The sequence below is a fragment of the Streptomyces sp. NPDC001700 genome (assembly GCF_053596435.1).
In genome coordinates this window covers 242,251-264,709 of the sequence record NZ_JBSFGE010000013.1, presented here as the reverse complement: position 1 = coordinate 264,709, position 22,459 = coordinate 242,251, and the positions used below count along the sequence as shown (strand labels likewise).

The following is a 22,459-nucleotide window of genomic DNA, read 5'->3' as shown; positions in this document are numbered from 1 at the left end:
CGCGCATCACCACCCAGCTGCTGGCCGCCTTCGCCACGGGCGCGGTCGCCCCGCGCCGGACCTGGTGTCCGGCGGCCGCCTCGCGCGTCGTCTTCGTAAGTTCGTAAGTCCGTAAGCGGGAACAGCTCAGCTCGCGGCGCACCGCGGCAGGTCCGCGGTGTCTCCCGAGCGGATCTTCTTGAGGGCCTTCAGCGCGTCGTCGATGGTGTGCACCTTCACCAGCCGCAGGCCGTCCGGCACGTCCCGGGCCGCCGTCGCGCAGTTCTCCTTGGGCGTGAGGAAGAAGCGGGCCCCGGCCTCGCGGGCGCCGATCGTCTTCATCTCGATCCCGCCGATCGGGCCCACGACGCCCTTGTCGTCGATGGTGCCGGTGCCCGCGATGAACTTCCCGCCGGTCAGGTCGCCCTCCTTGGACACCCGGTCCACGATGCCGAGGGCGAACATCAGCCCGGCGCTCGGCCCGCCCACATCGGCCAGCTTGATGTCGATCTTGAACGGGAAGGTGTAGTCGATCCCGGCCTGGATGCCGACGATGGCCCGGCCGCCCGTGGCCTTCTTGGTCGTGATCGAGATCAGCTTCTGCCCGGTCGGCTTCTTGCCGCTCTTCTCCGCCGCCGCGGCCTCCTTGGCCGGGACGATCGAGAAGGACACCCGCTCGCCGGGCTTGTGCTTGGTGACCAGCTTGGCGACGTCGCCGGGCTCGCGCACCTCGGTGCCGTCCACCGACTTGATCACATCGCCCGCGTGCAGCTTGCCCTGGGACGGGCTGCCCTTCACGACGGCGCCCACGATCACCTGGGAGGTGACCTTCCGGTTCAGCGCCCGGAGCGCCGCGACCTTGGCGCTCTCCTGAGATTGGCTGAATTCCTCGGCGTTCTGCTGATTCACCTCGTCCGGAGTCTTGTCGTCCGGGTAGAGGGTGTCGTGCGGCACCACCACATTGTCGTGGGAGAGCCAGCCGTAAACGGCCTCCACGAGGTTCATCCGGTACTCGGATCCGGTGACCCGGACCGTCGTCATATTGAGGTGGCCCCCGGCGGTCTCACAGCCTTTGTGGTCCGAGATCTGCAGCACGCACTCGCCGTTGTGTTCGCCCAGCGTGTTGTAGGTCGGCCCCGGCGACATCTCCGCGTACGGCACCGGAATCAGCACACCGGCGCACAGCAGCGCGATCAGCATCAGGAGGGAGGCGAGCATCGTCGCGGTGCGGCGTGGCATGGAACGACAGTACGGGACGGGTCCGTCAGTCCACTCCCGGGGCCGTCCGTACGAGGGGCCGGACGTCAGGCGGCCGCGTCCGTTTTGGAAGGCCCGCGTTCCATGGCCTCACGGAACCGCGCATATCCGGCCAGTTCCTCGACGTCCCCGACGTTCTTGCGGTTGTTGCGCGCGGCCCAACCGGCATAGAGCGTCGCGGCTATCGCCGCGAGAACGGGAATGAGCAACCAGAGAAGCGCTCCCATAGCGGCCTCCCGACCCCTTTTAAGCACCGCGACTGACAGATGAGCAGATTAACCCTCTGCGAGGTCAACGCTCGCGGCAGGGTGGGAGTTACGCAAGTGGAGTACACCATTCCGAGTGGACTCCATGGCGTAACCGTTATCCCGCCCCACCGGACGCTGTCCGTATCGCGTGCCCTCTAGATCCCCACCCATTCCTCGGAACCGTCGGCGAATGTCTGGTGCTTCCAGATCGGGACCTCGCTCTTCAGGTCGTCGATCAGGCGGCGGCAGGCGGCGAAGGCCTCCGCGCGGTGCGGGCACGAGACCGCCACGACGACGGCCAGATCGCCCACCACCAGATCGCCGACCCGGTGGACGGCGGCCAGCGCGCGCACCGGGAAGTCGGCCGCGACCTTCTCGGCCACCCGCCGCAGCTCGGCCTCGGCGCTCGGATGGGCGGAGTAGCCGAGGGCGCCCACGTCCGCGCCCCCGTCGTGATTACGGACGGTGCCCACGAAGAGCGCCGTACCGCCCGCCGCGGCGTCGCCGACCGCCCCGAACACCTCGTCCACCGACAGCGGGGTCTCGCGGACCGCGAGCAGCCGGATGGGGTCGGCTGCCGCGCCCTCACCGGGGTGATCGTACGTATGTGCCATGTCGTCCATCGTGCCGTATCCCCTGGGCATCCCTCAGCCGCGGCGGCTAGCCACGGCGGCGCGCCTTGCGGGCGCGGCGCACGATCGCGGCGGTGCCCACCAGGGCGACGGTCGCGCCCGCGGCGCCCAGCGTGGTGGCGTCCTTGCGGCCCAGCCGCCGCCCGGCGACCGTATGCCGCCCGGAGACCTCGTCCAGCAGCTCGGCCAGCACCTCCTCATTGGTCCACTGGGGCCGCCAGCCCGCCGCGTGCAGTCGGCTGCCGCTGACCGCCCAGGGGTGCATCGTGTACGCGAGGTCCCCGGCCGGGGACGGCGTCAGGCCCAGCCGGTGCAGCCGGGAGGCGGCGCCGAGGGCGACCGCAGACGGCAGCTCCATGCGCCGGATTCCGGACAGCTCCTCCACCTCGTCCTGCTCCAGCCAGCCGTCACAGCCGACCGCCAGCTCCCCCTCGACCTTCTCCAGCGCGGCGTACTCCAGCGCGCTGACCAGGTCTTCCATATGGCAGAACTGCCAGGTGGGACGGGATCCGGCGACCACCAGCAGCCGGGGCGACTCGAAGTAGCGGGTGAGCGCGGTGTCCGTGCCGCCGACCAGGACGGCGGGACGCACGATGGTCACATTCAGCCCCGGGTGCGCCCGGGGCGCGCGCTCCCCCAGCCGCTCGATCTCCAGCAGGTCGCCGACGCCGGTGGCCTCGGCGGTGGCCCGCAGCTCCGCGTCCTCGGCGAGCGGGACGTCATTGTCGGGGAGCGCGCCGTAGACCATCGCGGAGGTGCACAGCACCACCCGGTGCACTCCGGCGGCGGCGGCCGCGGTCAGCACGGTCTGGGTGCCGCGCACGTTGTAGGCGGTGCGCGCGGCGGGGTCGGTCTCCAGGTCCAGGTCGACGGCGAGATGCACGACGACGTCGGCGCCGCGCAGCTTCTCGGCGATGGCCGGATCGCGCACGTCCAGCACATGCCACTGCGCCTCGGTCACCTCGCCGCGCCGCTCGTCGAGGGCCAGCACCTGTTTGATCTCTTCGGACTCCGCGAGCCGCTGCGTGAGCAGGGCGCCGGGGCCCGAGGCGGCACCGGTGACCGCCACGACGGGTCGTCGTGCGGTACGGGCCGTATCGTTTCGCGCAGCGCGAACTTCTCGGTCTGGGGAACTCACCGGGCGTCTCCAGCGGTTGTCTTCAGTACGCAGCGCGTGCACACGTACGTACCAGGTAACGCCCATCCTGCCGCAGCGCGGCGATCAGCGAAGCACTGAGCCCGTAAACCGGCGAGGTGTCTAGGCTGGGTGGTGATGTCGGGCATCCGCCGCCGGTTAGTGGCCGGTGGCCCAACGAGCCGAGGAACCCCGTGAGTGACACCCCATTCGGATTCGGCCTTCCGCCGGAGGAGCCGGAGGACGGCGACGACGGTAAGAAGAAGGGCGGCCAGGGCGATGAGCAGGGCCCCGCGAATCCCTTCGGGTTCGGCGGGGTGGGCGGCCCGGCGGGCGCGGGCGGCGCGGACAATCCGTTCGCCGCGATGTTCGGTTCGCTGAACCCGAACGACCTGGGCGCCGCCTTCCAGCAGCTCGGGCAGATGCTCTCGTACGAGGGCGGCCCGGTGAACTGGGAGATGGCCAAGGACATCGCGCGGCAGACCGTCGCGCGCGGCACCGCCGACGGCACCAAGGACGAGAGCGTCGGCCCCGCCGACCGCGCCGCGGTCCAGGAGGCCGTCCGCCTGGCGGACCTGTGGCTGGACGGGGTCACCTCGCTGCCCTCGGGCTCGGGCACCGCCGTGGCGTGGAGCCGCGCCGAGTGGGTCGAGGCGACGCTGCCGGTGTGGAAGGACCTGGTCGACCCGGTCGCCGAGCGGGTCGGCGCCGCCATGGGCGACGTCCTGCCCGAGGAGATGCAGGCCATGGCGGGCCCGCTGCTCGGGATGATGCGTTCGATGGGTGGCGCCATGTTCGGCACCCAGATCGGGCAGGCGCTGGGCGTGCTGGCCGGTGAGGTGGTCGGCTCGACCGACATCGGGCTCCCGCTGGGCCCGGCGGGCAAGGCCGCGCTGCTGCCGGTCAACATCGCGGCGCTCGGCTCCGGCCTCGGCGTCCCCAAGGACGAGGTGCGGCTGTATCTGGCCCTGCGGGAGGCCGCCCACCAGCGGCTGTTCTCGCATGTGCCGTGGCTGCGCTCGCATCTGTTCGGTGCCGTCGAGGGGTACGCCCGGGGCATCAAGGTGGACACGGCGAAGCTGGAGGACGCGGTCGGCCAGCTCGACCCGACCCACCCCGAGCAGCTGCAGGAAGCGCTGCAGCAGGGCATGTTCCAGCCGGAGGACACCCCGGAGCAGAAGGCCGCGCTGGCCCGTCTCGAGACGGCCCTCGCGCTGGTCGAGGGCTGGGTGGACGCCGTGGTGCACGCCGCCGCCAAGCCCCATCTGCCGTCCGCGGACGCCCTGCGCGAGACGCTGCGGCGCCGCCGGGCGAGCGGCGGACCCGCCGAGCAGACCTTCGCCACCCTGATCGGCCTGGAGCTGCGTCCGCGCCGGCTGCGGGACGCCTCGCGGCTGTGGGCGTCGCTCACCGACGCGCGCGGCGTGGACGGGCGCGACGGGCTGTGGGAGCACCCGGACATGCTGCCGACGGCCGAAGACCTCGACGACCCGGACGGCTTCGTCCACCGCGAACAGCTGGACTTCTCCGAGCTGGACAAGATGCTCGGCGAGGCGGCGGGCGACCAGGACCGTACGAAGGGCTCGGACGACCGCTCCGAGGGCCGTTCCGAGAACCGCTCCGAGAACCGTTCTGACGACGGTGGCGGTAAGGACGAGCGGGGCGACGGCGAGAAGTGAGCCTCCATAAGGAAGCGGCGCGGGTCCTTGAGCAGTGGCCCGCGCCCGACGCCGACCAGGAGCGGCTGCGGCGGGCGTACGGCGACCATCTGGCCGCGTACCCCGACGGCATGTGGAAGGCGTGCGGCGACGGGCATCTCACGGCGAGCGCGCTGGTGATCGACCCGCCCCGGGAGCGCGTCCTGCTCACGCTCCACCGCAAGCTGCGGATGTGGCTCCAGATGGGCGGCCACTGCGAGCCGGGGGACGCCACCCTGGCGGACGCGGCGCTGCGGGAGGCCACCGAGGAGTCGGGCATCGCGGGGCTGACCCTGCTGCCGGGCGGGCCGGTGCGGCTCGACCGGCATCACACCCCGTGCGCCTGGCATCTGGACGTGCAGTACGCGGCGGTGGCCCCGCCGGACGCGGTGGCGGCGATCAGCGACGAGTCGCTGGACCTCCGCTGGTTCGGGTACGACGAGGTGGCGGACGTGGCCGACGCGTCGGTGCGCCACCTGGTGGCCCGTACCCGCGCGCTGGTCTGAGGAGCGCGCGGGCACGGACCGGGTGGCGTCGTCGGTGACCGCCTGACGGCCGTCAGTTGCTGAAGATGTTGCCCTGGTTCTGCCCGCGGGCCCCCTGCTGGCCCATGCCGAATTGGGCGGCCGCGCCGCCGCCGATCGTCGCGTTCTGCGGCGGCAGCAGCTCGCTGGGCTGGACGAGGGCGTAGCCCTGGCCGAGGAAGCTCAGCTCCCAGCCCTCCCCGGTGCTGCCGCGGCGGCGCCACACCCCCGAGGAATGCGTCTGCGCCTGCATCTGGACGCGCAGCGAGCTGGACCACGCGACGATCGCGTCCGCGTCGGCGTTGACGTACTTGTCCGGGGTCACCTGGAGCATCAGCGGCTTGCCCGAGGTCATGAGCGCGACCTTGCCCCGGCCGGAGATGTTGAGGTTGTACTTGCCGGAGCCGGTGATGCCGAACTGGCTGTCCACCGCGATCGACTCGTAGTGCAGCGTCGAGTCGAGCGCCAGGACGTACGCGCTGTCGACCGTGAGGCCGTCGTGGTCCACGTCCACCACATGGACGTGCTGGGCGAGGTTGGCGAGGTAGACCGTGCCCTGACCCGAGCAGCGCATCAGGTCCAGGCCCTCGCCGGTGCGGGCGCGGGCACGCTGCTGCCCGGGGGTCTGGTACTCGCCGTCGAACTCGATCAGCCCCTGGTAGGCGACCATGCTGCCCTTACGGGCGAGCACGTCCTCATGGCCGGTGAGCGCGACCCGCAGCATCTTGCGGTTCTGCAGCGCGTAACGTTCCTCGGTCTGGGCCTCGGTGAAAGCGAAAAGCGGGCTCTGCATTGTCCTTCTCCCCCTCAGCCCCGGGCCCGGAGCCGGTCGGTGCTGTCCTCGCTGGGCTGTACGACGACGAAGCCCTGCCCGGAGAAGCCGAGCTGGTACGCCTCGCCGCTGCCCCGGCCGATCAGGGACGACGCCTTGAAGCTGCGCTTGCCCTTCACCTTGAGACCGCTGGACCAGGCGACGAGCGCGTCCGGATCCACATAGGTCTCGTCCTCGCCGCGGCCGCAGTCGACGACGATCGGGGTGCCACGGGAGGTCAGCGCGACCCATCCGGTGCCGGAGACGCCCACGTTGAACAGGCCCTGCCCGGCGAACTTGGCGATGCCCTTGACGCGTTCGACGCCCCACTGGAGGTGGGCGTCGAAGGCGAGCAGATTGGTGCCGTTGACGGAGAGCGCGTCGCCGTTGAGATTGATGCAGACGACGTTCGCCCCGTAATCGGCGAGGTAGAGCAGCCCGTCACCGCTGCACCGCATGAGCGGCGCGCCCTCGCCGGTCAGCCACTGGGACGCCATCTGGCGCACCGCGGGCGGGTTCGGCTCGTACTGCACGAAGCCCTCGTACGCCACCATCGAACCGGTGCGGGCGAAGAGGTCCTGGCCGCTCTGCATGGCGACCTTGAGCATGCTGCTGCCGTGGTTCTCCATGCGGGCCGCGACCGGGGTGGCTGCGAAGCCCGAGATCATTTGCTGGTCCATGACGGGCTCCTTCAGACCTCGTAGGGCTGGACGACGATGAAGTTGCCGGGCGCACCGCGGAACTGGAGGTTCACGGTCTCCCCGCTGTGGCCGGGGTAGGCGCTGCGGCGCAGCCGCACCTGGCTGGAAATAATCACCTGCGCACCGGCGGACCAGGCCACGATGGCGTTGCTGTCGGCGAAGGTCGTCGGGGTGACGGGGAGCACCACGGGGGTGCCCTGGGTCTTCACGATGACGGTGCCGGTGCCCTGGAACTGCATGGTGAACAGCGCGCCGCCGGGGATGCCGTGGCCCTCGATACGGCGGACCTCGTGCTGCAGCGACTCGTCGAAGGCGAGCACGTTCTCGGCGGAGACGCAGATCGCGTCGCCCTGCAGCTCGATCGGGTGCAGCTCGGCGGCGTTCTCCGCGAGGAAGACCTGGCCCTGGCCGCTGCAGCGCATCAGCTGCATCTCCTGGCCGGTCGCGTTGCCGACGATCCGGCTGCGGGCACCCGCGCCCTTGTAGCTGAAGTCGACCTTCCCCTGATAGAGCACCATGCTGCCCTGGCGGGCGAGCACCGGCTGACCGTCGACGCCGAGGTCGACCCGCATCATGCGCGGGTTCTGCGGCGTCCAGCGCTGGCCGGTGGCCGACTCGCGGTACTGCGCGAGCGCGGCCTGCACACCGGGGGCGCCGCCGCCCTGCGGCGCGGCCATGCCCTGGGGCACGGTCCCGCCCGGGGGCTGACCGTACGGGGCGGGCTGACCGTACGGGGCGGGCTGGCCGGGCGGCTGATGGCCGGGGTACGGCTGCCCGGGAGGCTGCTGGCCGAACTGCGGCTGCTGGCCGGGGTACTGCCCGGGCGGACCGGGAGGCGGGGGCACCTGGCCGGGCGGGCCGGGAGGCGGTGCCTGACCCGGCGGCACGACCGGCGCGGCGAGCGTCGGCGCCGCGTGCACCTGCGGCGACCCCGGCGCGGGCTGCGGGGCCGGGGGCTGCGGCGTGCCCTGGGGCGGGGTGCCCTGGGGTGCGCCGAAGGAGGGGGCGGGGGCGGGCTGCGGCGGTTGCGCTGCGGGCGGGGCGGCGGGGGCCGGTGCGGGCGCTGGCGCCGCCGGGGCCGCGAAGCCCGGGGCGGGAGCCGCCTGGCCGGGCGGCGCGAAACCGGGCGCGGCGCCCTGCGCGGGCTCCGGCGCGGGCGCGGGCTCCTCCTCGGCGACCTCGCCGCCGAAGTTCTTGAGCAGCGCGTCGAGTCCGCCGTCGAAGCCCTGACCGACGGCGGCGAAGCGCCAGACGTCCTTCAGGTAGAAGTCGCCCAGCATCACCGCGCGCTCGGTGCTGAACTCCGCGCCGGTGAACGCGTACCGGGCCACCTCCTCGCCGCCCGCGACGATCCGGATGTAACCGGGGCCGACCTGCGACATCTGGCCCGCGCCGTCGATGGTCGCGGTGAAGGAGAGCTTCTGGACGGACGGCGGAATGCTGTCGAGCGTGACCCGGAACGACTCGGTGTCACCCGCCTGCGCTCCGAGCTGCTGTATCGCTTCTTCGGGCGATTTGGGCTGATTGAAGAAGATGAAGTAGCGGTCGTCCGAGAGCCGTTCATCCGCGTCGAGGCCGAAGCAGCTGATGTCGAAGCTCAGCCCCGGTCCCGCGATCTGCACGCCGACGTACAGATCCCTCCCGGCCGTCAGGTCGCTGATCTTGGCCTTGTGGCCGCGCTGGAATTCCCTGGCCATACGTAACGACCGTCCCCCATCCCGAACGATGAATGCTTTTGCGCCAGGCTAGTCGCTGCCGCTGACAAAAAACGACGCTGGGGAGGGCGGTGTGGTTCCTCAGCCCGGTTCCGTACCGGCGCCCGGCAGATGCGGCAGTCGCCCGGCGGCCACCACGCCCTCCAGATAGCCCCGGGCGCGCTCGGTGCGCGGGTACGCCTCCAGCAGCTCCCAGAAGCGGGGGCCGTGACCGGGCACCAGCAGATGGGCCAGCTCATGGACGAGGACGTAGTCCACCACGTACTCCGGCATGCCCTTGAGCCGGTGCGAGAGCCGGATGCTGCCCTCGGCCGGGGTGCACGACCCCCAGCGGGTGTTCTGGTTGGTGACCCAGCGGACCGAGGCGGGCCGGGCCCGGCCGCCCAGATACTGCTCGGACAGCCACTCGGCGCGCGCCGCCAGCTCCGTGTCGCCCAGCATGCGCTTGCTCTCCTGCGCCGCGAGCTTGTCCAGCATCACGCCGACCCAGCGCTGCTCCTCCGCCTCGGACATCCGGGCGGGGATGAGGACGATGGTGCGGTCGCCCTCGCGGTACGCGGAGACGGTCCTGCGCCGGCGCGAACTGCGGCGGACCTCGACCGCGCTGGTGCCCGAGCCTCGGTTTTTCGGGCTCGGCGGGCTCGGCGGACTCGGGGCGGTGCGCGGTGAAGGATCGGCGGGCACGCCCCGACGTTACCCGCTGGCAGCCGGGGAAGTCCTGCCCTCGCACGCGGTTGCGGGGCGAACCACCCCTCGGCGTGCACGGCTTGTACGACTATCAACACAGCCTGTGGATAACTTTCGGCGGCGGGTGGGCGGCGGGGCGCATGCTGAGAACCGTTCGACGAGGCGATGCGGCATCGGCGGGTGCGGCACATCGCCCGGCACGTGGTGCGGCTCGCCGGGCGGCATGTCGGGCGGCACATCGTCCGGTACATCGACGAAGGGGGACGGCGATGCATCCCATGCTGAAGCCCGCGCTGCGGCGCGGCTGGCGGAGCCGGGACACGGTGCAGTTCGGGGTGGCCCGGGCGCACGCGGTGGTGGTGGGCCCGCTGGATACGGCGACGGGCAGCTTTCTGGAGCTGCTCGACGGCACCCGCGGGCTGCCCCTGCTGCGGGAGGAGGCCCAGGCCCTGGGGCTGCCGGAGGGGCGGGCCGACGCACTGCTGGACCGGCTGACGGCGGCCGGGCTGCTGGACGATACGAGACCCGGCGGCGCGGCGGGGGCCACGGCGAGCGTCCCCGGTGCGGCCCTCGACCGGCTGCGGCCGGACGCGGCGGCGCTGTCGGTGCTGCGTCCGGAGCCGGGGGCGGCGGCGCGGCTGCTCGCCGCCCGGCGGGCGACGCGGGTGCAGGTGCGCGGCGCGGGCCGGGTCGGGGCGGCGGTCGCCGCGGTGCTCTCCTCCTCCGGGGTCGGGCAGGTCGATGTGGTGGACGGCGGCTGTGTCGAGCCGTGGGACGTGACACCCGGCGGGCTGTCGGCCGAGCAGATCGGAGAGCGGCGGGAGGCGGCCGCCCGCAGGCTGGTGCGCCGGGCGGCACCGGGCCCGCGGCCTCGCCCACGGGCCGGGGATCCCCCATCCGGCGGGGAGCCGGGGCTGGCCCTGGTGGTGATCGCCCCGCGCGACGGTCTCGCGGCGTACGCACCGGATCCGGCGACGGCCGAGCCGCTGCTCGCCTCCGGCACACCCCATGTGTACACGGGAGTGATCGAGAACACCGGGGTGGTGGGACCCCTGGTCCTGCCGGGCCTCACCCCCTGTGCGGGCTGCGCCGCCCGGGCGCGCGCCGAGCGGGAGCCGGTGTGGCCGCGCATGCTGGCCCAGTGGCGGTCCGGCCGCCGTGGTGCGGCGCCCGCCTGTGACACGGCGCTGGCCACGGTGGTGGCCGGGCTCACCGCCTCCCGGGCGCTGGCCTTCCTCGACGGCGGACTGCCCGGAGGCGCGGCGGCCCGCTGGGAGCTGGTGCTGCCCGCCCTCTCCTGGCAGGCCGAACGGATCGATGCGCATCCCGGATGCGAGTGCGGAGCGGCCGAGCGGGATGATGCGGTATACGCCTCGGCCGCGGAGAGACCGCACGCCACAATGTGCGGGTGACCGACGTCCGCGGAGTGGGCGACGGGGGTCCGGGAGGCTGCTCCCGGGATGGCTCAGCTGTAGTTGGAGGGCGCATGTCCGATCTGCCGCGCAAGGCGATCACCCGCACCGCCAAACTGGCGGCGCTGCCCCTGGGATTCGCGGGGCGCGCCACCTGGGGGCTGGGGAAGCGGATAGGAGGACGACCGGCGGAGATCGTCGCGCGTGAGATGCAGACGCGCACCGCCGAGCAGATGTTCAAGGTCCTCGGCGAGCTCAAGGGCGGGGCGATGAAGCTCGGGCAAGCGATGTCGGTCTTCGAATCGGCGCTGCCCGAGGAGATCGCCAAGCCCTACCGGGCGGCTCTCACCAAGCTCCAGGAGGCAGCGCCGCCCATGCCCAGCGGCACGGTCCACGCGGCGCTGGAGGAGCGGCTCGGCCCGGAGTGGCGGGAGCTGTTCCTGGAGTTCGAGGACAAACCGGCGGCGGCCGCCTCGATCGGGCAGGTGCACCGGGCGGTCTGGCACGACGGGCGGCAGGTCGCGGTCAAGGTGCAGTACCCGGGGGCGGGCGAGGCGCTGCTGTCCGACCTCAGCCAGCTGAGCCGGTTCGCCCGGGTGCTGGGGCCGCTGGTGCCCGGCATGGACATCAAGCCGCTGATCGCGGAGTTGCGCGACCGGGTGGCCGAGGAGCTGGACTACGAGCTGGAGGCGGAGTCCCAGCGCGCCCATGCGGTGGAGTACGCCGAGGACACGGAGATCGTGGTGCCCGAGGTGGTGCACCAGAGCGATCAGGTGCTGATCACCGAGTGGATGGAGGGCATACCGCTCTCCGAGGTGATCGCCGAGGGCGAGCCCGAGCAGCGCGACCGGGCCGGTCAGCTGCTGGCCCGCTTCCTGTTCTCGGGAGCGTCCCGCACCGGCCTGCTGCACGCCGATCCGCACCCCGGTAACTTCCGGCTGCTCACCGAGCACGCCCCGGACGGGCCGCCGGAGGAGTGGAAGCTGGGCGTCCTGGACTTCGGTTCGGTGGACCGGCTCCCCGGAGGGCTTCCCGAGCCCATCGGCATCGCGCTGCGGATGGCGCTGGAGGGCGACGCCGCGGGGGTCTACGACCTGATGCGGGGAGAGGGATTCGTCAAGCCGACGATCGAGCTGGACCCGGACGCGCTGCTGGAGTTCCTGCTGCCGATGCTGGAACCGGCCCAGGTCGACGCGTTCCACTTCGAGAGGCAGTGGATACGCGGCCAGGCGGCGCGGATGGCCGACCGCGGTTCAGCCGTCTACGAGCTGGGCAACCAGCTCAATCTGCCGCCCGCCTATCTGCTGATCCACCGGGTGACCCTGAGCACGATCGGAGTGCTGTGCCAGCTGGGTGCCACAGTGCGGCTGCGCGATGAACTGGAGGCCTGGGTAACCGGCTTCGCCGCCGAGCCCGCCGAGCCCGAGGAAGGCGACGAGCCCGACGAAGGCGACGAAGGCGACACAGGCGAAGCGGCCGACGAAGCCGAAGCGGCCGCCGGGGCGAGCAAGGGCGCGGAGACCTCGGCCTGACGGCCGGGACGGCGGAAGGGCCGGTCCGCGTCGGACCGGCCCTTCGTCTCGAAGCCTCGCCGCGTCAGGACATGACGGCGGTGGCCAGCGCCCTCCGGGCGCGGAGCGAGGCCCGCTCCGCACGGCGCTGCAGGCGCATATGCGCACGCGCCAGGGCTTCTGGGATGAGTTGCATTTCTCGGGTCCTGTTCTGGCGCGACTCGGGCGCGCTGGAGTGATGGCGTGTCGGGGTGTCGGAGACCGGTGTGGTCATCGTCTGGACCTGCTTCATGGGGTCGTGCGTCGCTGGGCGATCAATGGTGCCGGGGGTGCTCATGCCGCGACCGGGTTCTTGCGCGGGCGGCCACGCGGCCGCTTGCGGGCCACTACGACCCCCTGGACGAACAGCTCGCCGCCCCAGACGCCCCAGGGCTCACGGCGGTCTTTGGCCCCGGCGAGGCAGGCCTCGCGCAGCGGACAGGTCTGACACAGCGACTTGGCGTACTCGACGTCGGCCGGAGACTCGGCGAAGAAGACCTCCGGGTCGTAGGAGCGGCACGGTACGGCTTCGCCCAGGTTCTCGATGGCGTCATCGAGCTCGGTGAGGGCGGTGAGGGGGGTCAAGGGGTCCTCCGAGGAGTCAGGCGGTCGGTTCAGGTCGGTCTTTGCGGACGGGGCGTGTGCGTTGAGTTGCACGGTGGTGTGTTCCTCGTCTGTCGGTCCGGCTCGTGGCCGGGCTCTGGCAAATCAAAAGGACCGCGGATCCCGGTGTGGGTTCCGCGGCCCTGGAAGGTGCCGACCTGATCCTGAATCAGGCTGGATAACTCCAGGGTTCGAGCCTGCGGAGGGCCCACGTCTTGTGGTGCTGCTGCGTCGTCCGGGTTCCGGCACCATTGGCCGCCAGGGCATAGGCGAATGCCCGTGCCGCTGCCGCTACCGCAGGTGCCTCGGTCGGTCGCTCGCTGCGCTCGCTGAGACGCGCTTCATTGGCGCCGGACATACCGGTGCCGGGAAGCGAGGAGCCGAGCGGGCAGGTGGCGAGGACCGAGCGATCGGTCATTTTGATGGTCTCGATGAAGCTGATCATTGGTCTCCGCCTCCTCTCGGCGTCTCAGGGGACCAGTGCGAACCGGTCCGGACTTACGTAGTACAACACGGATTCCTCGGTTCCCGGAAGGGCCGTTGTCTCCGTGCTCGGAAGGCTATGGGTATGCCGTCCGCGCGCGCAAACTATTTTTCCGTCGAGTTTTCCGCAGGGTCACCCGGTTGGGTTCCTCCGCCCTCGACGCCCTCGTCACCGTCGTGCGCCCCGGGCAGTTCCCGGCCCGCGCAGAGGGCGAGAACGTCGGCGCCGAACCTGCCGAGTTTCCGTCTTCCGACACCAGAGATGCCCGACAGCTCCGATTCGGTTCCCGGCACGGCCTCGGCAATGGCGAGCAGCGTCTTGTCGGTGAAGACGCAAAAGGCCGGCTGGCCCAGCAGCCCGGCCTGCTCGGCCCGCCACTCATGCAGCCGCTCGTACAGCGCCTCGTCCAGCTCGGAGGGGCAGTCCTCGCAGCGCATCAGCTTCATCTCGCCCGCGTCCGTCAGCGTCCTGCCGCAGACCCGGCAGTGCACCGGGGTGCGCCGCTTGCGCACCGGGGCGCCCGGAGCGGCGCCGCGCTCGATCCCGCCGCCTCCGCCGGGCATCCGGGCCGCGGGCGCCGCGGACCCGGGCCGCAGCCCGTTCAGAAAGCGGGTGGCCCTGCGGGAGGCGCGGCCGCCGGGCGCCCGGGAGAGCGCCCACGACAGGCTCAGATGGCGGCGGGCCCGGGTGACCCCCACATAGAGCAGCCGCCGCTCCTCCTCGATCTGCTGATCGGTCTTGGCGTAGGTGATCGGCATCATGCCCTCGGTCAGCCCCACCAGGAAGACCGCGTCCCACTCCAGGCCCTTGGCGGCGTGGAGTGAGGCGAGCGTCACACCCTCCACGGTCGGGGCGTGCTGGGCGGCCGCCCGCTCGTCCAGCTCCGCCACCAGATCGGAGAGGGTGGCCCCGGGCCTGCCCCGCGCGAAGTCCTCGGCGAGCCGCACCAGGGCGGCCAGCGACTCCCAGCGGTCGCGGACCGCTCCGGATCCGGCGGGGGGCTCGGGCGTCCAGCCACGGGTGCCGAGCACGGCCCGCACCTGGGACGGGAGGTCGTCGTCGGAGAGCACCGGGTCGGCGCTTCCGGCGCGGGCCGCGCCCCGCAGCAGCATCCCCGCCTCGCGGACCTCGGGCCGCTCGAAGAACCGCTCGGCGCCGCGCAGCTGATAGGGCACCTGGGCGTCGGCCAGCGCCTGCTCGTACAGCTCGGACTGGGCGTTGACCCGGTAGAGGACCGCGACCTGGCTGGGCGGCACACCGGCGCCGCCCTGCGCGACCGGCGTGATCAGCTCGCGGATCCGGCGGGCGGTGGCCTCGGCCTCGGCGGGCTCGTCGGCGTAGGCGCTGTAGACCGGCTCGGGGCCCGCGTCGCGCTGCGACACCAGCTCCAGCCGGTGGTCCGCGGCCCGGCCACGGGCCTGGGACAGCAGCCCATTGGCCAGGTGCACGACCTGAGGGGTGGAGCGGTAGTCACGGATGAGCTTGACCACCGTGGCGCCGGGGTGCCGGGTGCGGAAGTCCAGCAGATGGTCGGGGGTGGCGCCGGTGAAGGAGTAAATGGTCTGGCTGGCGTCGCCGACCACGCACAGGCTCTGCCGGTCGCCCAGCCACAGCTCCAGCAGCCGCTGCTGCAGCGGGCTGACGTCCTGATACTCGTCGACGACGAAGTGCTGATACTGGCTGCGCACCTGATCCGCGATGTCCGGCCGCTCCTCCAGCACGCCGACCGTGAGCAGCAGCACATCCTCGAAGTCGATCACGCCACGGTCGCGCTTCAACTGCTCATACCCGGCGTAGATCCGGCCGATCTCGGCCGCGTCCCGAGGAGCCTCCCGGCCGGACTTGGCGGCCGCCGCCGGATAGTCCTCGGGCACGGTCTGGGTGACCTTCGACCATTCGATCTCGCCGGTCACATCCCGCAGCTCGTTGCGGTCCAGCCGGACGCGGCAGCGCGCGGCGGCCTCGGCGACCAGCTGCACCTTGCGCTCGGCCAGCCGCGGCACGTCCCCGCCGACCGCCTTGGGCCAGAAGTACTGAAGCTGGCGCAGCGCGGCCGAGTGGAAGGTGCGCGCCTGCACACCGCCCGCGCCGAGCTGCCGCAGCCGCCCACGCATCTCGCCCGCGGCGCGGTTGGTGAAGGTGACGGCCAGCACACTGGCGGGCTGGAGGATGCCCGCGCGCACCCCGTAGGCAATGCGGTGGGTGATCGCCCGGGTCTTGCCGGTGCCCGCCCCGGCCAGCACACACACCGCCCCGTGCAGGGCCGTCGCCACCTCGCGCTGCTCGGGGTCGAGCCCCTCCAGCACCGCGTCGGCGTCACGCGGCGTGGCCGCGTAGCCGCCCGGCGTGGAGGCCTGCGGGAAGAGAGTGGAGTGCGTTGCTGGTGTCACCCCGCCATGCTGCCAGGTCCCTCGGGACCACCGCGCAGGTTGTCCACAGCCGTGACCATGCGGTCATATGAACGCCGGGAATGAGCGACGGAAGATGAACGTTCACCCTTTGCCCACCCCACGACCCCGAGGAGAGCGAAGACCGATGTCCGGCACTGTGACGATGTACAGCACCACCTGGTGCGGCTACTGCCGCCGCCTCAAGGGCCAGATGGACCGCGAGGGGATCACGTACACCGAGATCAACATCGAGCACGACCCGGAGTCCGCGGCCTTCGTCGAGAAGGCGAACGGTGGCAACCAGACGGTGCCTACCGTTTTGGTAATTCCCCCCAACGGCGGCGAGGACGTCGTCATGACCAACCCGAGCCTCGCCCAGGTCAAGGCGGCCCTTCAGAGTGCCTGACCCCCTGCCGCATGAAGCCCCCTGCCGCGCCCCGCAGCAGGGGGCTTACTCGTTGCCGGAAGGCGCGACGGAAGTCCCACGCCGCCTCCGTGGCGACTGGTTTATGCGACAACGCGCATAGTCGCGAGTGTGCATAGACGGCTCGGAGATGACGCCTCTACCGTCATGCTCAGTCGGCCCAACAGGGCCGGGGCGAGGGGGTTGGCATGTCTGAACGTGCGGCGCTTACTCGGCTCACGGGCACCGGCACGGGCACGGGGGAATGCGGGGAGAAGGACTGCCCGAACGTCTACCGCGACGAGGCGGATGGCGGAATCATCGTGCAGGGCGACCAGTGCACCGCGTTCCAGCCACCGGCCGGTGAGGCTTTAGTAAAGATTCCCGAGCGCGTTCTGAGGGAGGCCGTCCGTGCTCTTGGATGGTGATGCGTGGAATGACTGCTTCGACTCCATGGAGCACGATGCGTGGCGGCTGGAGACGCTGCCCGTCTACACCATGCCGCAGGAAGCGGAGAAGCTGAAGCGCTTCCTGGCCGGGGAGAAGTCGCCGGACGATTACGCATCGGAGTGGATGGACGAGGTTCGGCGATGGACTTCGGAAGGAAAGAGCGTCGGACGCGTACATATCGTGACCCGGCCTCTCTCGGACTACCTTCGGTTCGAGTTCGAGTACTACTATCGGCATCACGTGAAGGCGGGCGAGGATATCCGCATCCTCGACCTCACCGACCGGAAGAACCCCGGCCTTCCTGATCAGGATTTCTGGATGTTCGACGAGTCCAAGGTGGCCCTGATGAACTACCGGGCGGACGGAACGCAGATCAGCCGGGAACTGTACGCGGGCGACCCGCGACCGTACCGGGAGTGGAAGCGGATCGCGGTGGCCGAATCGGTTCCCTTCCTGGAGTACGTGAGCGAGTGACGTTGGACCCTGAACAGCTTGGGCGGCCTCAGCAGGAACTGGCTGCTCTACTGAAAGAGCTACGCAAGCGAGCCGGTCTCACTGGGGACCGGCTCGCTTGGCGTTGCAGCATGTCCCAATCGAAGATCAGCCGGATTGAAAACGGGAAAGTCCAGCCAAACCTGCTCGACCTGGAGAGAATCCTCCGCGCCGTGGCCGCTCCGCCGGAAGTCATCGAGGAGGCCATTACACTCGCCAGACTTGCCAATACCGAGTGGCAAGACCTTCGCTCCCTCCGCCGCAGAGGCCTGGAGAAGAAACAGTCCGAACTTGCCGCTCTAGAAGCCTCGTCTACAGAGTTCCGGTTCTTTCTGCTATCCATGATCACAGGACTGCTGTCCACTCCTGGGTATATCCGGGCCAGCCTTGCCCACTCTCCAGTCGACCTCACCAGGACGATAGCGCGGAAGCTGGAACGACAGGAGATCCTTTACGACTCAACAAAGCGGTTCACCTTCCTCCTCACTGAGCAGGCTGTCAGGTGGCCGCTCCTGCCGCCAGCTGCAATGGCGTTGCAGATCGACCGACTGACCTCCCTCACCCATTTGACGAATGTAAAGCTCGGCGTGGTCCCGATAGCGGGATACAAGCCCATGGCTCCCATGGACACCTTCACCGTCTACGACAACACGCTGGCCACCGTGGAGAACACCACCGGTGTCGTAATCCTGAGAGATCCAAGAGACATCGAAATGCATCTGGAGCTGTTCTCCACCTTGGAGGGCTACGCACTTTTCGGCGAGGAAGCCAGGGCCTTGCTGGCGTCATGGTCTGCCGCCTGCCGCTCATGATCTTTAGTCGGTAACGGGAAAGAACTGCACCGCCACCGCCTTCTGGGGTCATCATTCGGTGAGGTTTCCCGAGAAGAGAGGTAATCCGATGGCGGAAGAAAACACCGGACCGGTCGGCTCGGCGGGCGACGGCCTGCTCGTCGCGAAGCGCAGAATCGTCGCCGCGCGTACCCGGGCCGAGCAGGAGTCCGACGTCACCAGTGGCCGTTCTGACGGCAACGACTGACCGGGCCGCCCACCATGCTCGACGCAGCCCTGTGGGCGGGACGTCTGGGCGGGGACACGTTCCTCGCCCAGACGTACCACCGCACTTACGCGTACCTCCCTGGCACTACCGACACGGCATGCCTCTTCTCCTGGAACGACCTGAACCGGATCATCGCGACGCAACGCCTTGAGCCGCCACGGCTGCGTTTATCGGTCGATGGCGAGATGGTCCCCCTTCACCGCTACGCGATACCGACCACGAACCGCCGCGCGGTCACCTGGTCCCGCATCCAGCCAGCCGACTTCCACACCCAGCTCAAGGACGGGGCGACGCTGGTCCTCGGCGCGGTGGAGAAGATCCACCCGGCTGTGGGCATGGCTGCCGAAGGGCTCGAACGCTTCGTCGGGACGTCCGTGCAGGCCAACGTCTACGCGTCGTGGACCGAACGGGAAGGCTTCGGCCTGCATTGGGACGACCACGATGTCGTCGTGGTCCAGTTGCACGGCTCGAAACGGTGGCGTCTATACGGGGTCACCCGTGAGGCTCCCACCTTCCGGGACGTGGAGTCGCCGGAGAGGCCCGAAGGCGACCCGGTGGCGGACATCGTCCTGGCTCCCGGTGACATGCTCTACCTGCCGCGCGGCTGGTGGCACGCGGTCACCGCCGACCAGGGGATGGAGTCCCTTCATCTGACGTTCGGCCTGGTTCCACACACCGGAGCCGACTTGATGCTCTGGGTGGTGGATCAGCTTCGGGGGTCCCTCGCGTTCCGCAAGGACATCCCCCGCTTCGGCTCGCCGACGGAGCAATCGGACTTCATCGGCGCTATGCGCCACGAGGTAGCCGACATGTTGGCGGCCCCTCGCCTGGTGGAGCGATGGGCAGAGTCGATCGACACGACCGACCCAGGACATCCGGTCCCGTCCCTGCCGTACGTGGATGGGCTCCCCGCTCGGCGAGAGATCGCCGTCAAGCTCACCGCCCCGAGGGGCCGCCTGACACCAAACCGCGCGCAGGGCACGGTCACCTTCTCAGCGGCCGGTACAGCCTGGGACTTCGCCGAGTCCGCCGCGCCCGCTCTCGGCGCGCTGCTGGCCAATCGGCCGACAACACTAGGCGAACTCGCCGACTCCGCCGGGCTGGAGGTCCTGGACATAGCCGAACTGATCTCCGTCCTTGTCGAGGGCCACGCCGTCGCGGTCGTGGGAGCCGCGCTGTGACCGCCGCGCTCTCTCTCGGGACGTACCGCGTGCGTGGCGTCGGCCAGGCAGCACGCACCGCCCTGGCTGCGGGTAGCCCGTGGCTGGACACCGCACCCCACTACGTCCACGGCAGGGCGCATGCGGAGTTACGTCCGGTTATCGGGGAGTACCTGACTGTTCGGGTAGCCACCAAGACGGGTTTCTTCACGGAGGGGCAAGGCCGCGCCGCCCTGACCGAAGGCGTGCTCACCCGGGAAGAGGCAGTGAGCGGGCACAGCCTTGGGCGGCGCTTCATCCGCTGGCAGACGGAGCGCTCGTTGGCCGCGCTCGGCCGCGTGGACCTGGTGTTCGTACACAACCCGGAGCATGACGGGTACGGCCTCGCCCGCGCGGCTCTGCACGAACCCGTGCGGGAAGCCTTCGCAACGCTGGAAGAGTTCACCCATGCCGGAAAGATCGGCGGATACGGCGTCGCCACGTGGTCGGGCCTGCGCTCCGGAGCGTTCAGTGTTCCCGAGTCGATCACGCTCGCGCGGCAGGCTGCGGGGTCCGCCGAGCATCACTTCACGGGTTTGCAGATGCCCGTCAGCCTGATCATGGACGACCTGATCAGGCAGGCACTCGACGGCGGTGGACCACTGGTACAGGCGAAGGACGCCGGGCTGATCACATTCGGCTCCGCTCCCCTGCACGGCGGCGGACTCCTGGATGCCATGACACCTGAACTGGTGAACTTCATCCGCCCTGGCCTGTCGGCCGCCGCCGCTGCCCTGCTGGCCGCCGGGTCGTGCCCCGGCCTCGACGTGGTCCTGGTCTCCGCCAGTACCCGCGAACACTGGGACGATGCGGCGAAAGCTCTGGCGGCGCCGCTGACGTCGGGGGAACTGAGGAGGGTGACCGATGAACTCGCCGCCGGATGAGGACGTGCGGAGCTTGATGGAGGCGGCTCACGGGCGGGCGGCCGAGGCTTTGGGGCTCGTCTGCGCTGGGCCGCCGACGTGGGGGTACCTCGGTGTCACTCTCGGACGGCGGGCAGGCGACCGGTGGCTGCGGATGAGCCGGACCGCCAGGAGGAACGCGGGCAGGAGGCGGGGAGAGGGCGTCGCGGGGGCCGCTGGGTTGGTGCCGGAGAGCGTCCCTCGCCCACGACTGCACGGGGTGCATGACTGGACCGACGGGGACTGGGCTTTCCACACGGAGGTCCTGGACTACGTAACGCAACCCGTCGTGTCCCCGGAGCGGGCGGACCTCGACCGCGACCCCCGATTGCCTGATGAGTGGTGGGCGGACCTCCGCCGAGCCCTTGATCTCCTCGCAGAGGCGGAGGGTGTGAGGACGACTGTCCGGGACGGGTGGATCGAGCGCGCCTTCCCTCAGTTCCTCGGCATCCCGGCCCCCGGCCGGGTGGAGCGGGTGACCGGTCACGGTGATCTGCACTGGGGCAACCTCACGACCGCGCCCCTGACCCTGCTGGACTGGGAGCGGTGGGGGCTAGTGCCCCTCGGCTACGACGCGGGCCTTCTCCACGCCAACAGCTTGCTCGTGCCTGACGTGGCCGACCGGGTCCGGCAGGAGTTCGGCGCGGTGCTGGACACTCCTGACGGCCGGGCCGGGGAACTCGCGGCGCTGGCGGAGATGCTGCAGGCCGTCGCCCGTGGCTGGTACCCGGACCTGGCACCACGCCTCCTCGCGCGCGCGGAGGCGCTCACCGGCGTTCGGCCACCCGCCCCGGTGCACTCCGAGGTGGGTGGCTGAGCCGGTGGCGCGGGTCAGCGGGGCTCGGCGGTATCCGGTTGGGGCGGGCTCGGGGGCTCGGGGGCGGCGGGAGGGGCGGCGGCGATGATGGTGTTGAGCAGCGTGCGGGACGCCTGTAGATCCTCTATGGCGCGGGTGATGCGCTCGTCCTCGCGGCGCAGCTGGGCGAGCAGGTCCGGGCAGGTGGGGACGAGGCGCTCGTCGTCCGTGCTGACGCACGGCAGGACCTGGGCGATGAGAGCGGTCGGTAGGCCTGCCGCCAGCAGATGGCGAATGCGGCGCACCGTCTCGACGTCCGCGTCGCCGTAGACGCGGTAGCCGCTGGGCAGCCGCTCGGGGGTCAGCAGTCCTTGCTGCTCGTAGTAGCGCAGCAGCCGCTCGTGGACCCTGGTGCGCCGCACCATCTCCTTCATGCGCATACCACTCGCCCCATCCCCGCCCCCGTGCGCACGCCGCGACTTGACTCTGACACCGGTGTCGGAGTTTAGCGTCGGCGGCATGACCACTGATCACGCGCTTCCCGCCGCCCACCTCGACGTCCTCGTGCGGGGGCGCGGCCCCGCGCTGCTGCTCGCCCACGGTGCCGGTGGCAGCATCGAGGGAAACTTCGGCCTCGTCCTCGACGACCTCGCCCGGGACTACACCCTCGTCGGCCCGCACTACCCCGGAGCGGGTGGTTCCGCCGTGGCCGTCGAGCCTCTGGAGCTGGACGATCTCGCCGACCTCCTGGTCGCGGCCGCCGTAGCGGCCGGTCAGGACTCGTTCGCCGTACTCGGGGAGTCCCTCGGCAGCGCCGTGGCCGTCCGGATCGCCACCCGACACCCCGACCGGGTCCGGGCCCTCGTCCTCACCGCCGGTTTCCCCACCACCGACCCCGTCCTGGCGCTCGCCGCCCAGCTGATCAAGTCCCTCGCGGCCGCGGGCCAGTGGGACGACGTCGCACGGCTCGCCCTCCTGTCCTGCATGTCCCCGGCGGACCTGGCGGACCTCGAACCGGCCGATCTCGACGCGCCGGTGGCCCAGACCTTGTCCACGATGCCGCGGGGCATGCTGGACCACTTCGACCTGGTGTCCCGCGTGGACGTACGGGCCGACCTGGGGAAGGTGTCCGTACCCACTCTGGTGGTGGTGCCGACCGGTGACCGGCTGGTGCTGCCCGAAAGCTCGTACCGCCTGGCGGCCGGGATTCCGGGCGCCCAGCTGATCGAGCTGCCGGGCGCCGCCCACATTCTGAACGAGGCGGACCGGGCGACCTGGCTCCAGCACGTCCGCGCGTTCCTCACCGCTCTTCCCGCCACCTCGGCCTGAGCGT

The 22,459-nt window shown here is 70.8% G+C and carries 26 protein-coding genes; 13 read left to right on the top strand and 13 right to left on the bottom strand.

Annotated elements, in window-relative coordinates; genetic code table 11:
- Window positions 1-126: 126 nt before the first annotated feature.
- The 4 genes from ACWC5C_RS25005 to ACWC5C_RS24990 all read right to left on the bottom strand — a co-directional run bounded on the left by ACWC5C_RS25005 (window position 127) and on the right by ACWC5C_RS24990 (window position 3,254).
- Complete coding sequence (locus ACWC5C_RS25005) at window positions 127-1,218, bottom strand: YlbL family protein (RefSeq protein ID WP_450878692.1); 1,092 nt, start codon at window positions 1,216-1,218, stop codon at window positions 127-129.
- 65 nt (window positions 1,219-1,283) lie between these two features.
- Window positions 1,284-1,463 (bottom strand): hypothetical protein, encoded by a 180-nt coding sequence (locus ACWC5C_RS25000; RefSeq protein WP_450878690.1) that lies wholly within the window; start codon window positions 1,461-1,463, stop codon window positions 1,284-1,286.
- 176 nt (window positions 1,464-1,639) lie between these two features.
- Window positions 1,640-2,098: a molybdenum cofactor biosynthesis protein MoaE gene (locus ACWC5C_RS24995; protein ID WP_450878688.1), complete on the bottom strand. Its 459-nt coding sequence runs from the start codon at window positions 2,096-2,098 to the stop codon at window positions 1,640-1,642.
- A 46-nt stretch (window positions 2,099-2,144) separates the two neighbouring features.
- A complete protein-coding gene (locus tag ACWC5C_RS24990) occupies window positions 2,145-3,254 on the bottom strand; it encodes an SDR family oxidoreductase (RefSeq protein WP_450878686.1) in 1,110 nt (369 codons plus the stop codon).
- 191 nt (window positions 3,255-3,445) lie between these two features.
- Here ACWC5C_RS24990 and ACWC5C_RS24985 point away from each other — a divergent pair, with 191 nt between their 5' ends.
- Window positions 3,446-4,930 carry a zinc-dependent metalloprotease gene (locus ACWC5C_RS24985; RefSeq protein ID WP_450878684.1) on the top strand — a complete coding sequence of 495 codons (1,485 nt, stop codon included), beginning with the start codon at window positions 3,446-3,448 and terminating at the stop codon, window positions 4,928-4,930.
- Window positions 4,927-5,454, top strand: a complete 528-nt coding sequence (locus tag ACWC5C_RS24980; RefSeq protein WP_450878682.1) for an NUDIX hydrolase — start codon at window positions 4,927-4,929, stop codon at window positions 5,452-5,454. The genes ACWC5C_RS24985 and ACWC5C_RS24980 overlap by 4 nt, the downstream gene beginning before the upstream one ends.
- Before the next feature lie 52 nt (window positions 5,455-5,506).
- Here ACWC5C_RS24980 and ACWC5C_RS24975 read toward each other — a convergent pair whose 3' ends face one another.
- The 4 genes from ACWC5C_RS24975 to ACWC5C_RS24960 all read right to left on the bottom strand — a co-directional run bounded on the left by ACWC5C_RS24975 (window position 5,507) and on the right by ACWC5C_RS24960 (window position 9,383).
- Window positions 5,507-6,265 carry an AIM24 family protein gene (locus tag ACWC5C_RS24975; protein ID WP_450878680.1) on the bottom strand — a complete coding sequence of 253 codons (759 nt, stop codon included), beginning with the start codon at window positions 6,263-6,265 and terminating at the stop codon, window positions 5,507-5,509.
- A 14-nt stretch (window positions 6,266-6,279) separates the two neighbouring features.
- A complete protein-coding gene (locus ACWC5C_RS24970) occupies window positions 6,280-6,963 on the bottom strand; it encodes an AIM24 family protein (RefSeq protein ID WP_358626116.1) in 684 nt (227 codons plus the stop codon).
- An 11-nt stretch (window positions 6,964-6,974) separates the two neighbouring features.
- A complete protein-coding gene (locus ACWC5C_RS24965; RefSeq protein ID WP_450878678.1) occupies window positions 6,975-8,681 on the bottom strand; it encodes a TerD family protein in 1,707 nt (568 codons plus the stop codon).
- A 99-nt stretch (window positions 8,682-8,780) separates the two neighbouring features.
- Window positions 8,781-9,383, bottom strand: coding sequence for a M48 metallopeptidase family protein (locus ACWC5C_RS24960; RefSeq protein ID WP_385447100.1), 603 nt, complete (start codon window positions 9,381-9,383; stop codon window positions 8,781-8,783).
- A gap of 272 nt (window positions 9,384-9,655) precedes the next feature.
- On the opposite strand from ACWC5C_RS24960, the gene ACWC5C_RS24955 reads away from it, so the two are divergent.
- Both ACWC5C_RS24955 and ACWC5C_RS24950 read left to right on the top strand, forming a co-directional pair.
- On the top strand, window positions 9,656-10,798 hold the full coding sequence (locus ACWC5C_RS24955) for a ThiF family adenylyltransferase (RefSeq protein WP_450878676.1): 1,143 nt from the start codon (window positions 9,656-9,658) through the stop codon (window positions 10,796-10,798).
- Window positions 10,799-10,872: 74 nt separating this feature from the next.
- Window positions 10,873-12,330, top strand: a complete 1,458-nt coding sequence (locus tag ACWC5C_RS24950; RefSeq protein WP_450878674.1) for an ABC1 kinase family protein — start codon at window positions 10,873-10,875, stop codon at window positions 12,328-12,330.
- A 64-nt stretch (window positions 12,331-12,394) separates the two neighbouring features.
- Here the strand turns inward: ACWC5C_RS24950 and ACWC5C_RS24945 are convergent, their stop codons facing one another.
- The 4 genes from ACWC5C_RS24945 to ACWC5C_RS24930 all read right to left on the bottom strand — a co-directional run bounded on the left by ACWC5C_RS24945 (window position 12,395) and on the right by ACWC5C_RS24930 (window position 15,825).
- Entirely contained in the window at window positions 12,395-12,646 is a 252-nt protein-coding gene (locus ACWC5C_RS24945) for a hypothetical protein (RefSeq protein WP_450878672.1), read from the bottom strand.
- Complete coding sequence (locus ACWC5C_RS24940; protein ID WP_385447092.1) at window positions 12,643-13,005, bottom strand: WhiB family transcriptional regulator; 363 nt, start codon at window positions 13,003-13,005, stop codon at window positions 12,643-12,645. Before ACWC5C_RS24940 ends, ACWC5C_RS24945 begins: the two co-directional genes overlap by 4 nt.
- A 115-nt stretch (window positions 13,006-13,120) precedes the next feature.
- Window positions 13,121-13,396 carry a hypothetical protein gene (locus ACWC5C_RS24935; RefSeq protein ID WP_385447090.1) on the bottom strand — a complete coding sequence of 92 codons (276 nt, stop codon included), beginning with the start codon at window positions 13,394-13,396 and terminating at the stop codon, window positions 13,121-13,123.
- Between the two features lie 143 nt (window positions 13,397-13,539).
- On the bottom strand, window positions 13,540-15,825 hold the full coding sequence (locus ACWC5C_RS24930; RefSeq protein WP_450878669.1) for an ATP-dependent DNA helicase UvrD2: 2,286 nt from the start codon (window positions 15,823-15,825) through the stop codon (window positions 13,540-13,542).
- 145 nt (window positions 15,826-15,970) lie between these two features.
- Between ACWC5C_RS24930 and ACWC5C_RS24925 the strand changes: the two genes are divergently transcribed.
- From ACWC5C_RS24925 to ACWC5C_RS24890, 8 genes are all read left to right on the top strand, one after another.
- Window positions 15,971-16,231, top strand: coding sequence for a mycoredoxin (locus tag ACWC5C_RS24925; RefSeq protein ID WP_450878667.1), 261 nt, complete (start codon window positions 15,971-15,973; stop codon window positions 16,229-16,231).
- Window positions 16,232-16,437: 206 nt separating this feature from the next.
- A complete protein-coding gene (locus tag ACWC5C_RS24920) occupies window positions 16,438-16,656 on the top strand; it encodes a hypothetical protein (protein WP_450878665.1) in 219 nt (72 codons plus the stop codon).
- Window positions 16,640-17,152, top strand: coding sequence for a DUF6879 family protein (locus ACWC5C_RS24915; protein ID WP_450878663.1), 513 nt, complete (start codon window positions 16,640-16,642; stop codon window positions 17,150-17,152). Before ACWC5C_RS24920 ends, ACWC5C_RS24915 begins: the two co-directional genes overlap by 17 nt.
- Entirely contained in the window at window positions 17,149-17,982 is an 834-nt protein-coding gene (locus ACWC5C_RS24910) for a helix-turn-helix domain-containing protein (protein WP_450878661.1), read from the top strand. The genes ACWC5C_RS24915 and ACWC5C_RS24910 overlap by 4 nt, the downstream gene beginning before the upstream one ends.
- An 88-nt stretch (window positions 17,983-18,070) precedes the next feature.
- Complete coding sequence (locus tag ACWC5C_RS24905; protein ID WP_450878659.1) at window positions 18,071-18,208, top strand: hypothetical protein; 138 nt, start codon at window positions 18,071-18,073, stop codon at window positions 18,206-18,208.
- Between the two features lie 14 nt (window positions 18,209-18,222).
- Entirely contained in the window at window positions 18,223-19,410 is a 1,188-nt protein-coding gene (locus ACWC5C_RS24900) for a cupin domain-containing protein (protein ID WP_450878657.1), read from the top strand.
- A complete protein-coding gene (locus ACWC5C_RS24895; RefSeq protein WP_450878655.1) occupies window positions 19,407-20,312 on the top strand; it encodes an aldo/keto reductase in 906 nt (301 codons plus the stop codon). The genes ACWC5C_RS24900 and ACWC5C_RS24895 overlap by 4 nt, the downstream gene beginning before the upstream one ends.
- 409 nt (window positions 20,313-20,721) lie before the next feature.
- The gene (locus tag ACWC5C_RS24890; protein ID WP_450878653.1) at window positions 20,722-21,147 is read left to right on the top strand and encodes a hypothetical protein; all 426 of its coding nucleotides are present in this window, start codon (window positions 20,722-20,724) and stop codon (window positions 21,145-21,147) included.
- 14 nt (window positions 21,148-21,161) lie between these two features.
- Here ACWC5C_RS24890 and ACWC5C_RS24885 read toward each other — a convergent pair whose 3' ends face one another.
- The gene (locus ACWC5C_RS24885) at window positions 21,162-21,566 is read right to left on the bottom strand and encodes a MerR family transcriptional regulator (RefSeq protein ID WP_450878651.1); all 405 of its coding nucleotides are present in this window, start codon (window positions 21,564-21,566) and stop codon (window positions 21,162-21,164) included.
- Window positions 21,567-21,645: 79 nt separating this feature from the next.
- On the opposite strand from ACWC5C_RS24885, the gene ACWC5C_RS24880 reads away from it, so the two are divergent.
- Window positions 21,646-22,455 (top strand): alpha/beta fold hydrolase, encoded by an 810-nt coding sequence (locus tag ACWC5C_RS24880; protein ID WP_450878649.1) that lies wholly within the window; start codon window positions 21,646-21,648, stop codon window positions 22,453-22,455.
- Window positions 22,456-22,459 lie beyond the last annotated feature (4 nt).

Excerpts from the sequence above, each read along its gene's own strand:
- ACWC5C_RS25005 (WP_450878692.1), bottom strand. The coding sequence starts at position 1,218 with ATGCCACGCCGCACCGCGACGATGCTCGCCTCCCTCCTGATGCTGATC.
- ACWC5C_RS25000 (WP_450878690.1), bottom strand. The coding sequence starts at position 1,463 with ATGGGAGCGCTTCTCTGGTTGCTCATTCCCGTTCTCGCGGCGATAGCC.
- ACWC5C_RS24995 (WP_450878688.1), bottom strand. The coding sequence starts at position 2,098 with ATGGCACATACGTACGATCACCCCGGTGAGGGCGCGGCAGCCGACCCC.
- ACWC5C_RS24975 (WP_450878680.1), bottom strand. The coding sequence starts at position 6,265 with ATGCAGAGCCCGCTTTTCGCTTTCACCGAGGCCCAGACCGAGGAACGT.
- ACWC5C_RS24970 (WP_358626116.1), bottom strand. The coding sequence starts at position 6,963 with ATGGACCAGCAAATGATCTCGGGCTTCGCAGCCACCCCGGTCGCGGCC.
- ACWC5C_RS24965 (WP_450878678.1), bottom strand. The coding sequence starts at position 8,681 with ATGGCCAGGGAATTCCAGCGCGGCCACAAGGCCAAGATCAGCGACCTG.
- ACWC5C_RS24955 (WP_450878676.1), top strand. The coding sequence starts at position 9,656 with ATGCATCCCATGCTGAAGCCCGCGCTGCGGCGCGGCTGGCGGAGCCGG.
- ACWC5C_RS24950 (WP_450878674.1), top strand. The coding sequence starts at position 10,873 with ATGTCCGATCTGCCGCGCAAGGCGATCACCCGCACCGCCAAACTGGCG.
- ACWC5C_RS24945 (WP_450878672.1), bottom strand. The coding sequence starts at position 12,646 with ATGAGCACCCCCGGCACCATTGATCGCCCAGCGACGCACGACCCCATG.
- ACWC5C_RS24935 (WP_385447090.1), bottom strand. The coding sequence starts at position 13,396 with ATGATCAGCTTCATCGAGACCATCAAAATGACCGATCGCTCGGTCCTC.
- ACWC5C_RS24925 (WP_450878667.1), top strand. The coding sequence starts at position 15,971 with ATGTCCGGCACTGTGACGATGTACAGCACCACCTGGTGCGGCTACTGC.
- ACWC5C_RS24920 (WP_450878665.1), top strand. The coding sequence starts at position 16,438 with ATGTCTGAACGTGCGGCGCTTACTCGGCTCACGGGCACCGGCACGGGC.
- ACWC5C_RS24905 (WP_450878659.1), top strand. The coding sequence starts at position 18,071 with ATGGCGGAAGAAAACACCGGACCGGTCGGCTCGGCGGGCGACGGCCTG.
- ACWC5C_RS24900 (WP_450878657.1), top strand. The coding sequence starts at position 18,223 with ATGCTCGACGCAGCCCTGTGGGCGGGACGTCTGGGCGGGGACACGTTC.
- ACWC5C_RS24885 (WP_450878651.1), bottom strand. The coding sequence starts at position 21,566 with ATGCGCATGAAGGAGATGGTGCGGCGCACCAGGGTCCACGAGCGGCTG.
- ACWC5C_RS24880 (WP_450878649.1), top strand. The coding sequence starts at position 21,646 with ATGACCACTGATCACGCGCTTCCCGCCGCCCACCTCGACGTCCTCGTG.